Raw genomic sequence first — 12971 nt, 5'->3', positions numbered from 1 at the left:
ATCCCGCACGAGAAGGACCCTCGCCATGCGCGCCACCACCATCCACGCCCCGTACGACATGCGCGTGGAGGACGTTCCCGAGCCCGTGGTGCAGCTGCCCACCGACGCCGTGGTGCGCGTGCTGCGCGCCTGCATCTGCGGCAGCGATCTGTGGGCCTACCGCGGAGAGGCGGCCCGGCAGCCCGGCCAGCGCATCGGGCACGAGTTCCTCGGCGTCGTCGAGGAGACCGGCTCCGAGGTGAGCACCGTCCGGCGCGGTGACCTGGTGGTCGCGCCGTTCATGTGGTCCGACGGCGTCTGCGACTACTGCCGCGAGGGCCTGACGACGTCCTGCGAGCACGGCGGCTTCTGGGGCTCCGTCGGCTACGACGGCGGCCAGGGCGAGGCCGTGCGCGTGCCCTTCGCCGACGGCACCCTCGTCCAGCTGCCGAAGGACGCGGCCTCCGACGACCATCTGCTGTCCGCCCTGCTGACCCTCTCCGACGTCCTCGGTACCGGCCACCACGCGGCCCTCGGCGCGGGCGCTCGCCCCGGCGCCACCGTCGCCGTCGTCGGCGACGGCGCGGTCGGCCTGTGCGCCGTCCTGGCCGCCAAGCGGCTCGGCGCCGAGCGGATCGTCGCGCTCGGCCGGCACGAGGTCCGCACCGACATCGCGCGCCGCTTCGGGGCCACCGACGTCGTCGCCGAGCGCGGGGACGCGGCCGTCGAGGCCGTCCGTGAACTCACCCGCGGGCAGGGCGCGCACGCCGTCGTGGAGGCCGTCGGCACCGAGCAGTCCATGCGGACGGCCGTCAACATCACCCGCGACGGCGGCGCGATCGGCTTCGTGGGCGTGCCGCACGGCAGCGGCACCGGCCTCGACCTCGGCGTCATGTTCGACCGGAACATCGCCCTGCGCGGCGGTGTCGCCCCGGTCCGCGCCTACATCCCGGACCTGCTGCCGGACGTCCTCGACGGCACGATCGACCCCTCGCCGGTCTTCGACATGACCGTCGGGATCGAGGGCGTGCCCGAGGGCTACAAGGCCATGGACGAGCGCACCGCCCTCAAGGTCCTGGTCACCAACGGCCGCTGACCCGCTAACTCCAGCGGATCGGCACCGGCAGCGCCGTGAGCAGCCCCGACACCGCGACGACCGCGCCCAGCGCGACCACCTCGGCTCGCGCGGGCACGGACGCGGTCAGCGGGTCGGCCGACCGGCGCAGCCGGATCCGCGCCCACAGAGCGAGCAGCGCGACGGCGGCGACCAGGATCACCTTGGCCAGCAGGGTGCGCCCGTACGCCGTCGTCGTCAGCTGGTCCAGGATCGTGGCCGACGGCATGCGGCGCAGCGAACTGCACACACCCGTCGCGGTGATGGCCGCGAGCAGGACGGCCGCCACGCGCGCGTAACGGCCGAGCAGCGCGGCCCCGGCCGGGTCGCCGCGCCACAGCCCGACCAGCCGCAGGACGTGCAGCAGACCGCCGGTCCACAGGGCCGCACACGTCAGGTGCACCAGCGTCAGCGCCGAGCCGGTCAGCGGGCTCTGCTCGGTCGTGGGGTGGGCGCGCAGCGCCTCCGCGACCACCACCGCGGCCAGCGGCCACATCTGTGCCGCCGGGCGGCGGGAGAACGCGCACAGTGCGGCCAGCAGGAAGGCGTTGACCTCCAGCAGGGCCACCTTGCCGTCGCGCGAGCCGTACAGGCCGCCGACGTCGATCTGGCCGAGAGTGTGCGGGATCAGATCGCCGGCGGACACCACCGAGGCGAGCGCCAGCGCGGCCACGAAACCGGCGGCCGTCGTGAACGGGGCCCAGCTGCGCGGCCGTTCGGGCGGCATGCCGGGCAGGTGGCGGGCGAGCCGGTGCACGAACAGCTCGCCGAGGGGCACGCTCAGGGCGGCGAACAGCACCGCGCGCAGCACCCCGATGCCTCCCACCCCGGGCGCGGCGGCCTCTCCGGTGCCGTGCAGCGCCGCCGACGGCCCGAGCAGGGGGATCAGGGCGCCCAGCGCCACCAGTGCCAGCAGGGCGACGGCCCGGCCGGTGCCGGACCGCCGGACGGGGCCCTCTTCGTCGGTCACCTCGGGGATCGGTCGTATCGAGCTCACCCCGTGATCTTCGCCAGCCGCCGCAGAACCGGGCAAGTCCCGGAAAACAACTGGCAGTACGGAATTCCCTGCATACGTACGTTTCCGGCCGCCCTCGCGCTCACCGCCAACGGGCGCGGTCCGATCCCCAGGGCACCGGAGGCCGCGCCCAGTCGGCGGGGCCGCCGGCGAAGGACACCGGGGGCAGCGCGTACCGCAGCCGGCCCAGCGGACCGTCCGTCTCGGCCAGCCACGCGTCCGGGCCCTCGTAGGCCGCACCCGTGGCCGCGGTCGGCCGGATCCCGTCGGTCAGCCAGCGCGCGGTCCGGGCCAGCGCCAGCCGCACCGACCGGCCGCCCCCGTCGTACGACTGCTCGGTCAGCGCCCGCAGGACGGCCGCCGCCAGGAGATAGCCGGTGCCGTGGTCCAGCGCCTGCGCGGGCAGCGCGCCGGGCTCCCCGGCCGAGCCCTCGGTCGCCGCGATGCCGGTCGCGACCTGCACCAGGCTGTCGAAGCCGCGCCGCCCCGCCCAGGGACCGTACGCACCCCACGCCGAGATCTGCGCCACCACCAGTCCGGGCCGGCGCGCGAACAGCGCCCGGGGGGAGAGCCCGAACCGGTCGAGAGCGCCCGGCCGGTAGCCGGTGACGACGACGTCGGCCGTCGCCAGCAGTTCCTCGAAGGTGCCGGGGTCGCTGCCCAGGTCGAGCGTGGCTGACCGCTTCCCGAAGCCGGTGTCGGCGTGCTGGTCAGGATGTTCGGGCAACCACGGGGCGTCCAGGCGGAGTACGTCCGCGCCGAGCAGGGCGAGGGTGCGGGTGGCGACGGGGCCGGCGAGGACCCGGGTCAGGTCCAGCACGCGCAGCCCGGCGGCGGGCAGCAGGGCAGCGGCGGCCGGATCCAGCGGCGCGAGCACGCGCGCGGGTGCCGCGGTGGTTCGCTCGCGCTCGACGAGCGGTCGTGCGGCCACCTCGGCGGCCTGCTCGTGCGCCTGCCACTCCTGCGGGGTGCGCAGGGCCACGGCGAGGCCGCCGGCGGCGTAGACCACGTCCTCGGCCTCCACCGCGGACAGCTCGGCGAACCGGGTGGCCACCGTCTCCACCGAGGCGTCCGCCGGCAGGTCCAGCGCGCCGAGCAGGCGGGACCGGTGGTGCGGGTAGTTGGCGTGGGTGCGCACCCAGCCGTCGGCCGTCCGCCAGAACCGCGAGAGCGGCGCGAAGGCGACCGGGGCCCGCCCGTCGACCAGCAGGTTCCGTTCGCTGTGGAAGGCCGCCGCCACGGCGCCGTCGTCGACGCGGACGCCGGGCACCGTGCGTCCGGCCCGGCGGGCCGCCAGTTCCGCGGCGGCCAGCGCGCAGGCACCCACGCACGCGCGCGCCAGCTGCCGTACGGGAAGCCGTGCCGCCAGGGTGCCGGGACGCTCGACCGCCGTCACCCGGGAGACGAGGGCGGGATCGCCGCCCAGTGCAGTCCATGCCGACTGGATGTCCGTCATGACTACACTATGCATTATTGATTGATCAATATTGATTGAATCAAGCTGGTGGCTCAGCCTCGTGTGCGGGCGGGGATCCAGTGGATCACGCCGTACGGGTGGGTGGCCGGAGCACGCCGTGGCCACCCACCCGCGGCGGCGCCCTACTCGGTCACCGCGGCCAGCGCGTCCGCCGTGCCGAAGCCGTAGAAGCCGTTGTAGTTCTTCGCCCCCTCGCACACCGCGTCGACCTTGCCGTCACCGTTGATGTCGTACGGGTCCGTGCACGGCGTGGCGTCGGCCTCCGCGTACAGCAGTGCCTTGACGAGCGAGGCCGGGGCGTGGGGATGGGTCGACTTGATCAATGCGGCGACACCCACGACGTGCGGGGTCGCCATCGACGTACCGGCCATGTAGCCCCACTTGCCGCCCGGCAGCGGGCCCAGGACGAGACCGCTGGTCGCCGGGGGCTCCGGCTTCTGGTACGCGGTCGAGTCGCCGCCGGGCGCGGCGATGTCGATCACACCGAGGCCGTAGTTGGAGAAGGACGACTTCAGGCCCTTCGCGCCGGTCGCCGCGACGGTCACGACTCCCGGCAGCTGGGTCGGTATGTCGTAGCAGGTGCGCGGGTCGATCACGCGGTCCGACGGGGTGCCGTCGTTGGGGGAGACGGGGTCGGTGATCGACTCGGCGGCGAGGTCGTAGTTCTCGTTGCCCGCCGCCGCGACGTTGACCGTGCCCTTCTTCTCCGCGTACCGCGAGGCCCGGGTGATGGCGTCCACCAGGGCCTTCTGGTCGGGGTCGGTGGTGCAGTTGAAGTACCACGGGTCGGTGTAATAGCTGTTGTTGGTCACGTCGACGTGGTGCTCGGCCGCCCACACGAAGCCGCAGACCACGGCCTCGGTGTAGAAGTACCCGTTCGGATCGGCGACCTTGATGCCGGCCACCTTCACGCCCGGCGCCACGCCCGTGATGCCCACGCCGTTCTTCGCACCCGCGATCTCACCCGCCACGTGCGTGCCGTGCGGGCTCTCCGACGCGCTCGGCCGCCACGCGCCGTCCGTCGTGTCGGGCTTGCCGGAGACGCAGTTGGCGGAGGCCGCGCGGTCGAAGTTGGGAGCGATGTCCGGATGGGTGTCGTCGACGCCGGTGTCGATGACCGCGACCGTGACGTCCGGGCTGCCGAGGGTCTTCTCGTGCGCCTTGTCCGCCTTGATGGCCGGCAGATCCCACTGCAGCGGCTCCAGCGGGTCCTGCCCCGCCGTCGCCTTCGCGCCGGCCTCGGCGACCTGCTCGGCGTCGAGCGCCTTCGGCGTGCCCACGTCGGTGGTGGACTGGGCGGGCAGCGGCGCGTTGCGCGTGGCACCGGCCGAGTCCACCCCGCGCACCGTGCGGATCCTCCGGGCGAAGTCGGGGCTGGCGGAATGGACGACGACCACACCGATCTGGTCGTACGCGATCACCACCGAACCGCCGGCCTGGGCGATCGCCTTCTGCACCTGCGCGGAGACACCGTTGCCCGGGCGGACGTTGACGACGTAGCTGAGCAGGGGCCCGTCGGCGGTGGCCGCCGGGGTGGCCTCAGCGGCGGAGGCGGTCACGTTCGGCAGGAACGCGAGAGCCGCGGCCAGGGCAGTACCGGCTGGGATCGCGAGGGCGCGGCGGAAGCGCGGCTTGGGCGCTGTCATGAGTCGGTTCTCTCCAGTTCGTTCGCGGGACGAGCGTGCCGTGCGGGAAGTCCGGGAGGGATGCGGCTGGTTGCCGGCCACTTGGCCGGCTACTCGACCGCGCGCAGCGCGTCGACCACGCCGAAGCCGTAGAAGCCGTTGACGCGCTTGCCGCCGACGCAGGTCGCGTCCACGACCCCGTCCCCGTCGCCGTCGTAGGGGCCGCTCGGGCAGCCCGGGTTGTCCGCCTCGGCCTTCAGCAGGGCCTGCAGCTGGGCCGGAGTGGCGTGCGGGTGCGCCGACTTCAGCAGTGCGGCGACCGCGGCCACGTGCGGGGAGGCCATCGAGGTGCCCTGGAGGAAGCCGTACTGGTCGTTCGGCAGCGTGGACAGGACGCGGCCGTTCTTCGACGGCGTGTCCGGGATCTGGTACTTGTCACCGCCCGGCCCGGCCACGTCGATCACGCCCTGGCCGTAGCTGGAGTAGTACGACTTGGCACCCTTCACGCCCACCGCGCTCACGGTCACCACACCGGGCAGCTGGGTCGGCACGTCGAAGCACTCGTGCGGGTCGACCGTGCGGGTCGTGGCCGTCGAGTCGTCGGGACTGGAGTCGTCCGTGAGCGCGTGGGCGGCCAGGTCGTCGTTGGAGTTGCCCGCCGAGGCCACGTTGAGCGTGCCCTTGCGCTGTGCATACAACTGGGCTCTGTTGACCGCGTCAACGATGGCGCGTTGATCGGGATCGTCCATGCAGTTGTACATCCAAGGATCAACGTAGTAGCTGTTGTTGGTGATCTGGACGCCGTGGTCGGCGGCGAACACGAAGGCGCAGACCACGCTCTCCGGGTAGAACAGCTGAGTCGCGTCCGGCTGGGCCACCGTGATGCTCGCGACCTTCACGCCCGGTGCCACACCGGCCACGCCTATGCCGTTGCGGGCCGCCGCTATCTCGCCGGCCACATGGGTGCCGTGGTAGTGGTCGGCGTCCGCCGGGCGCCAGGCGCCGTAGGTCGTGTCCGCCTTGCCGCTCACACAGTTCGCCGACTGGGAGGCGGAGAAGTTCGGGGCGATGTCCGGATGGGTGTCGTCGACGCCGGTGTCGATGACGCCGACGGTCACGCTCCTGCTGCCCGGGTTGATCCGCGCGGCCTTGTCGGCGCCGATCGCCCGCAGATCCCACTGGTCGGCCTCGTACGGCTCCTCGCCCGTCGTGGCGCTCCCCGCGAGCTGCGCGGCCTCCGCCTTCGACAGGACCTGCACCGCTCCCTCGTCGGTGGTCCCCGCCGCGCTCAACGGCGCGGTACGCGTGGCGCCCGCCGAGTCCACCCCCGGCACCGCGCGCATCCGCGCGGCGAAGCCCGGGTTCGCCGAGTGCGCGACGATCACCCCGATCTTGTCGTAACCGGCCACGACAGAGCCGCCGTTGCGGATGATCTCGCGCCGCACGGACTCGATCGTGCCGTGATCCGTACGGGCGTTGACCACGTACGCGAGGTTCGGGCCGTCGTCCGCCGCCCGCGCCGCCCGGGCCGCGGCGGGCGCCGCCGAGGCCGCCGCCGGCAGGAGGCCGAGCGAGGCGGTCAGCGACAGCACGACGGGCACGGCGAGCGCGAGCCGGCGTCTGGAGCGCAGATGAACCATGGGATCTCCACATCATCCGGATACGAAACCGCCCGAGACACAGGTGGTTCTCGGGCAGGTACATGGCGGGTGGTGCAGGCAGAAGCTATCCCCACGGCTCACCGGACGGCAATGACTTGGCAATGGCTCGACCAGACCGCTTGCGAAACAACTCATAGGACTTGAACCGGTTTTCGCGTGGCGCCGTGGACCTCGGACAGGGGGCGCCAGCACGATCGAGCCCCCGTCCGTCATCGCATCCGCAACGCGAGGAGACTCCGTGGCCACCGAGACACCGCCCCCCGCGACACCGGGGGTCCCCCTTCCGTCCACCGAGGAGTTCGCCGAGGTGCAGCAGAGCGCGGAGTTCGGCGAACTGCGCCGCGCCCACCGCTCCTTCGCCTTCCCGCTGACCGTCGCCTTCGCCTCCTGGTACCTGCTCTACGTGCTGCTCTCCAACTACGCGGGCGGCTTCATGGGCACCAAGGTGGCCGGCAACATCAACGTGGCCCTCGTCCTGGGCCTGGCCCAGTTCCTCACCACCTTCCTCATCGCCTGGTGGTACGCGCGGCACGCCGCATCCCAGCTCGACCCCAAGGCGGAGGCCATCAAGTCCCGGATGGAGGGCGGCGCATGAGCCCCACGATCACGTTGGCCGCCGGCGAGGCGGGCCAGCACCGGCCGCTGATCATCACGCTGTTCTCGGTGTTCGTCGCCGCGACCCTCGTCATCACCGTCTGGGCGGGCCGCCAGACCAGGGACGCCGCCGACTTCTACGCGGGAGGACGGCAGTTCACCGGTTTCCAGAACGGACTCGCCGTCTCCGGCGACTACATGTCCGCCGCGTCCTTCCTCGGGATCGCCGGCGCCATCGCCCTCTTCGGCTACGACGGTTTCCTGTACTCCATCGGGTTCCTCGTCGCCTGGCTCGTCGCCCTGCTCCTGGTCGCCGAACCGCTGCGCAACTCCGGCCGCTACACCATGGGCGACGTGCTGGCGTACCGCATGCGCCAGCGCCCCGTGCGCACGGCGGCCGGCACCTCCACCATCGTGGTCTCGATCTTCTACCTGCTCGCCCAGATGGCGGGCGCGGGCGTCCTGGTCTCCCTCCTCCTGGGCATCACCAGCGACGGCGGCAAGATCGGCATCGTCGCCCTGGTCGGCCTCCTCATGATCGTGTACGTCACGATCGGCGGCATGAAGGGCACCACCTGGGTCCAGATGGTCAAGGCGGTCCTGCTGATCGCGGGCGCCGTACTGCTGACCTTCCTGGTCCTGCTGAAGTTCCACTTCAACATCTCCGACCTGCTCGGCAGGGCCGCCGACAACAGCGGCAAGGGCTCGGCGTTCCTGGAGCCCGGCCTGAAGTACGGCGCCACCGGTACCACCAAGCTGGACTTCATCTCGCTCGGCATCGCCCTGGTCCTGGGCACCGCGGGCCTGCCGCACATCCTGATCCGCTTCTACACCGTGCCCACGGCCAAGGCCGCGCGTAAGTCGGTCATCTGGGCGATCGGTCTCATCGGCGCCTTCTACCTGATGACCCTCGCCCTCGGCTTCGGCGCGGCGGCCCTGATCAAGCCGGACGAGATCATCGCCTCCAACAAGGCGGGCAACACGGCGGCACCGCTCCTCGCGCTGCACCTGGGCGGCGTCGACTCCGACTGGGGCGCCGTCCTGCTCGCCACCATCTCGGCCGTCGCGTTCGCGACGATCCTGGCGGTCGTCGCCGGCCTCACCCTCGCCTCGTCCTCCTCCTTCGCGCACGACATCTACGCCAACGTCATCAAGAAGGGGCAGGCCACCGAGAAGCAGGAGATCGGCGCCGCCCGCTGGGCGACCGTCGGCATCGGTGCGGTCTCGATCCTCCTCGGCGCCCTGGCCCGCGACCTGAACGTGGCCGGCCTGGTCGCCCTGGCCTTCGCGGTCGCCGCCTCCGCCAATCTGCCGACCATCCTCTACAGCCTGTTCTGGAAGCGGTTCACCACCGCCGGCGCCCTGTGGTCGATCTACGGCGGCCTGGTCACGGCGGTCGGCCTGGTGCTGTTCTCCCCGGTGGTCTCCGGCAGCCCGGCCTCCATGTTCCCCGGCGTCGACTTCCACTGGTTCCCGCTGGAGAACCCCGGGATCATCTCCATCCCGGTCGGATTCCTGCTCGGCGCCGTGGGCACCCTGCTGTCGAAGGAGGTCCCGGACGCGGGCAAGTACGCCGAACTGGAGGTGCGCTCCCTGACCGGCACCGGAGCCCACTGACGTTCGTACGACGGCCGCGTCGTGCGGGACTGTACGGTCCTACGACGCGGCCCCGGCGTACCTCGTCGGATCGGGCCGCTGTGGATGTCAGCGGTGTCACGTACGCTCGCACGTGACGGAACATAATGGCTGGGGATCGAGGGAGGGGGCCCACGTGCTCATCGACACCTATGGCCGGGTGGCCACCGACCTGAGAGTCTCGCTGACCGACCGCTGCAATCTGCGCTGCACGTACTGCATGCCCGAGGAGGGCCTGCAGTGGCTGGCCAAGCCCGATCTGCTCACCGACGACGAGATCGTCCGCCTCATCGACATCGCCGTGCGGATGCTCGGCATCGAGGAGGTCCGCTTCACCGGCGGTGAGCCCCTGTTGCGCCCGGGCCTGGTCGGCATCGTCGAGCGCGTCGCGGCCCTCGCCCCGCGCCCCCAGATGTCCCTCACCACCAACGGCATCGGCCTCAAGCGCACCGCGGCCGCCCTGAAGGCCGCCGGTCTGGACCGGGTCAACGTCTCCCTGGACACCCTCCGCCCGGACGTCTTCAAGACCCTGACCCGCCGCGACCGCCACAAGGACGTCCTCGAAGGTCTCCGGGCCGCCCGCGAGGCCGGCCTGACCCCCGTCAAGGTCAACACGGTCCTGATGCCGGGCCTGAACGACGACGAGGCCCCCGACCTGCTGGCCTGGGCGGTGGAGCACGACTACGAGCTGCGGTTCATCGAGCAGATGCCGCTGGACGCCCAGCACGGCTGGAAGCGTGACGGCATGGTCACCGCCGGGGACATCCTCGCCTCCCTGCGTACCCGCTTCGACCTCACCCCCGAGGGCTCCGGCGCGCGCGGCTCGGCACCGGCGGAGCGGTGGCTCGTGAACGGCGGCCCCCACCGGGTCGGCGTCATCGCCTCGGTCACCCGCCCGTTCTGCGCGGCCTGCGACCGTACCCGCCTCACCGCCGACGGCCAGATACGCACCTGCCTGTTCGCCACGGAGGAGACGGACCTGCGCGCGGCCCTGCGCTCCGAGGCCCCTGACGAGGAGATCGCCCGCATCTGGAGGCTGGCGATGTGGGGGAAGAAGGCCGGCGCGGGCCTGGACGACCCGTCCTTCGTGCAGCCGGACCGGCCGATGTCGGCGATCGGCGGTTAGGCCCCTTCGGGCTCCTGCCAGTCCGCGAACTTCACCACGTCCTTCAGGAAGCCCCGCACCCCGAGGAACTGCGAAAGGTGCTCGCGGTGCTCCTCGCAGGCGAGCCATGTCTTGCGCCGCTCCGGCGTGTGGATCTTCGGGTTGTTCCACGCCAGCACCCACACGGCGTCGGCGCGGCACCCCTTGGCAGAGCAGATCGGCGTCTCGTCACTCACGGGTTCGTCTCTGGTTCGTCTCACAAAAGGGGCCGGAACAAGGCGACGCCGAGCAGCCACGGGGGGAGCTGCCCGGCGTCGGTCCGTCGCTCCGACGGGGGATGCGGAGCGCGTACGCAGTATGTCACGGGTACCCGGCCGCCCGGCACTGGAACTGCACGATTGATCTGAGCTTTTCTTGAGCCTGACGGGCGGTGTCGTTCCGCTTCCGTCGCTCCGCGGTGGTCACACGGCGTCGGGCCGCTCACCGCCCGTCCCCGTCGGATGGGCCGCCGCGTCCTCCGGAACGGATTCCGCCGGCGCCTCGTCCGCCCGGGCCTCCTCCGCCTGCGGCCGACTGATCATCGGCCGCGTCGGCGCGATGACGAACGTCGAGGGCAGCGACGGCGGCCGCTCCCGGCCGGCGTTCGCGATCACGACGGCGACATAGGGGAGCAGCGCACCGGCCACCAGGGCCACGATGGCGACGTACCGTTCCACGTTCCACAGGGAGACGGCGAGGATCACCGACGCCGTCCGGATCGTCATCGAGATGACGTACCGCCGCTGCCGGCCCCGCACATCCTCGGCAAGTCCCGTCCGGGCGCCCGTGATCCGGAACACCTGGACGCCGCCCCTGTGCGGTTTCCGCATCACATTCCACCATCCGCCCGCATCGGACTCTCCCAGCCCTCCCACGTTACGCCGTGGTCGCGTCGCCTACGAGAGCGGGTCGCCCGGTGCCTGCGGTAACGCGTCCGACCGTGTCGCGCACGGGGAACCCGACATGCGCCGTACGGCCCATCGACCCACACTGACCGTAATGCTCACGTCGAGCCGTACGAGGAGGCAGCCATGGGCTGGTTGTGGGCGATCATCGTGGGATTCGTGCTCGGCCTGATCGCCAAGGCGGTCATCCCGGGAAAGCAGCACAGCCCCCTCTGGCTGACCACCATCTGCGGCATGCTGGGCGCCATCGTGGGCAACGCCGTCGCCCGTGCCGTCGGCGTCGCGTCGACCCGCGGCATCGACTGGAGCCGGCACATCTTCCAGCTGGTGGCGGCGATCATCATCGTCGCGGCCGTGGACGCCCTCTACATGGCGACGCTGGGCAAGAGGAAGCGGGAGAGGGTCGGCGCGTGAAGCCGTGGGGCTTGAAGGCGCCCTGAAGGGGAGCGCCATGAAGGGGCGCGGGGAACTGCGCGCGCGACCACGACCGAGCCGCAGCCGCCAGATCACCCACGCCCCTACGGCTACGGCGCTCAGGCGGTCGTGACCTCCACCGCGGCCAGGTTCTTCTTCCCACGCCGCAGCACGAGCCACCGCCCGTCCAGCAGATCCTCAGCCGCCGGCACGGCATCCTCGGCGGCGACCTTCACGTTGTTGACGTAGGCCCCGCCCTCCTTCACGGTCCGTCGCGCAGCGGACTTGCTGGCGACGAGCCCGACCTCGGCGAACAGATCGACGACCGGGCCCAGCTCGGAGACCTGGATGTGCGGCACCTCGGACAGCGCCGCGGCCAGCGTCCGCCCGTCCAGCTCCGCCAGCTCACCCTGTCCGAAGAGCGCCTTCGACGCGGCGATCACCGCGGCCGTCTGGTCGGCCCCGTGCACCAGCGTCGTCAGCTCCTCGGCGAGCGCACGCTGCGCGGCCCGCGCCTGCGGACGCTCCTCGGTCTGCCGCTCCAGCTCCTCGATCTCCTCGCGGGACCTGAAGCTGAAGATGCGCAGGAACTTCGGGACGTCGCGGTCGTCGGCGTTGACCCAGAACTGGTAGAACGCGTACGGCGTCGTCATCTCGGGATCCAGCCACACCGTGCCGGACTCGGTCTTGCCGAACTTCGTGCCGTCCGCCTTGGTGATCAGCGGGGTGCCGAGCGCGTGCACCACGGCGTCCTGCTCGACCCGGTGGATCAGGTCCGTGCCCGAGGTGAGGTTGCCCCACTGGTCACTGCCGCCGGTCTGCAGCGTGCAGCCGTACCGCCGGTACAGCTCCAGGAAGTCCATGCCCTGCAGGATCTGGTAGCTGAACTCGGTGTAGCTGATGCCCGCGTCGGAGTTCAGACGCCGCGACACGGCCTCCTTCGCGATCATCTTGTTGACCCGGAAGTGCTTGCCGATGTCCCGCAGGAACTCGATGGCCGACAGGCCCTGCGTCCAGTCCAGGTTGTTGACCATCACCGCGGCGTTCGGGCCGTCGAAGTGCAGCAGCGGCTGGATCTGGGCGCGCAGCCGCTCCACCCAGCCCGCCACGACCTCCGGAGCGTTCAGCGTGCGCTCGGCCGTGGGCTTCGGGTCGCCGATGAGCCCTGTGGCGCCCCCGACCAGCGCCAGCGGCCGGTTCCCGGCCTCCTGGATGCGGCGCATCGTGAGGATCTGCACCAGGTTGCCGAGGTGCAGGCTGGGGGCGGTCGGGTCGAAGCCGCAATAGAACGTGACGGGGCCGTCCGCGAACGCCTTGCGCAGTGCGTCCTCGTCCGTGGAGAGGGCGATGAGCCCCCGCCACTTCAGCTCGTCGACGATGTCCGTCACGGTTCTCGTGTCTCCTTGGT

Annotated in this window: 12 protein-coding genes; 5 read left to right on the top strand and 7 right to left on the bottom strand. The window is 71.6% G+C overall.

Annotated elements, in window-relative coordinates:
* The first annotated feature begins 25 nt into the window (after positions 1–25).
* The gene (locus AB0L59_RS30725) at positions 26–1075 is read left to right on the top strand and encodes a zinc-dependent alcohol dehydrogenase family protein (RefSeq protein WP_365589891.1); all 1050 of its coding nucleotides are present in this window, start codon (positions 26–28) and stop codon (positions 1073–1075) included.
* Positions 1076–1079: 4 nt separating this feature from the next.
* Here AB0L59_RS30725 and AB0L59_RS30720 read toward each other — a convergent pair whose 3' ends face one another.
* The 4 genes from AB0L59_RS30720 to AB0L59_RS30705 form a co-directional block, all read right to left on the bottom strand.
* The gene (locus tag AB0L59_RS30720) at positions 1080–2090 is read right to left on the bottom strand and encodes a CopD family protein (RefSeq protein ID WP_365589890.1); all 1011 of its coding nucleotides are present in this window, start codon (positions 2088–2090) and stop codon (positions 1080–1082) included.
* A gap of 100 nt (positions 2091–2190) precedes the next feature.
* Positions 2191–3564 carry a CoA transferase gene (locus tag AB0L59_RS30715; protein ID WP_365589889.1) on the bottom strand — a complete coding sequence of 458 codons (1374 nt, stop codon included), beginning with the start codon at positions 3562–3564 and terminating at the stop codon, positions 2191–2193.
* Between the two features lie 143 nt (positions 3565–3707).
* A complete protein-coding gene (locus tag AB0L59_RS30710) occupies positions 3708–5231 on the bottom strand; it encodes a S8 family serine peptidase (RefSeq protein ID WP_365589888.1) in 1524 nt (507 codons plus the stop codon).
* A gap of 89 nt (positions 5232–5320) precedes the next feature.
* Positions 5321–6850 (bottom strand): S8 family serine peptidase, encoded by a 1530-nt coding sequence (locus AB0L59_RS30705; RefSeq protein ID WP_365589887.1) that lies wholly within the window; start codon positions 6848–6850, stop codon positions 5321–5323.
* Between the two features lie 259 nt (positions 6851–7109).
* Between AB0L59_RS30705 and AB0L59_RS30700 the strand changes: the two genes are divergently transcribed.
* The 3 genes from AB0L59_RS30700 to moaA all read left to right on the top strand — a co-directional run bounded on the left by AB0L59_RS30700 (position 7110) and on the right by moaA (position 10226).
* Positions 7110–7466, top strand: a complete 357-nt coding sequence (locus AB0L59_RS30700) for a DUF485 domain-containing protein (protein ID WP_365589886.1) — start codon at positions 7110–7112, stop codon at positions 7464–7466.
* Entirely contained in the window at positions 7463–9082 is a 1620-nt protein-coding gene (locus tag AB0L59_RS30695; protein WP_365589885.1) for a cation acetate symporter, read from the top strand. Before AB0L59_RS30700 ends, AB0L59_RS30695 begins: the two co-directional genes overlap by 4 nt.
* A 154-nt stretch (positions 9083–9236) precedes the next feature.
* Positions 9237–10226 carry a GTP 3',8-cyclase MoaA gene (gene moaA, locus AB0L59_RS30690; RefSeq protein ID WP_365589884.1) on the top strand — a complete coding sequence of 330 codons (990 nt, stop codon included), beginning with the start codon at positions 9237–9239 and terminating at the stop codon, positions 10224–10226.
* Here the strand turns inward: moaA and AB0L59_RS30685 are convergent.
* Together AB0L59_RS30685 and AB0L59_RS30680 are read right to left on the bottom strand one after the other, a co-directional pair.
* Positions 10223–10441 carry a hypothetical protein gene (locus AB0L59_RS30685; protein ID WP_360150868.1) on the bottom strand — a complete coding sequence of 73 codons (219 nt, stop codon included), beginning with the start codon at positions 10439–10441 and terminating at the stop codon, positions 10223–10225. The two genes, moaA and AB0L59_RS30685, sit on opposite strands and share 4 nt — an antisense overlap.
* Positions 10442–10666: 225 nt before the next feature.
* Positions 10667–11074, bottom strand: a complete 408-nt coding sequence (locus AB0L59_RS30680) for a DUF3099 domain-containing protein (RefSeq protein WP_365589883.1) — start codon at positions 11072–11074, stop codon at positions 10667–10669.
* A 201-nt stretch (positions 11075–11275) separates the two neighbouring features.
* On the opposite strand from AB0L59_RS30680, the gene AB0L59_RS30675 reads away from it, so the two are divergent.
* The gene (locus AB0L59_RS30675; protein WP_365589882.1) at positions 11276–11563 is read left to right on the top strand and encodes a GlsB/YeaQ/YmgE family stress response membrane protein; all 288 of its coding nucleotides are present in this window, start codon (positions 11276–11278) and stop codon (positions 11561–11563) included.
* Between the two features lie 119 nt (positions 11564–11682).
* Here the strand turns inward: AB0L59_RS30675 and tyrS are convergent, their stop codons facing one another.
* Positions 11683–12951 (bottom strand): tyrosine--tRNA ligase, encoded by a 1269-nt coding sequence (gene tyrS, locus AB0L59_RS30670; RefSeq protein WP_365589881.1) that lies wholly within the window; start codon positions 12949–12951, stop codon positions 11683–11685.
* Positions 12952–12971: the final 20 nt, after the last annotated feature.

The organism is Streptomyces sp. NPDC052109, assembly GCF_040680195.1.
Lineage (GTDB): Bacteria > Actinomycetota > Actinomycetes > Streptomycetales > Streptomycetaceae > Streptomyces.
Note: the sequence above shows the minus strand (reverse complement) of the source record. Positions and strands in the feature narration are given on the sequence as shown.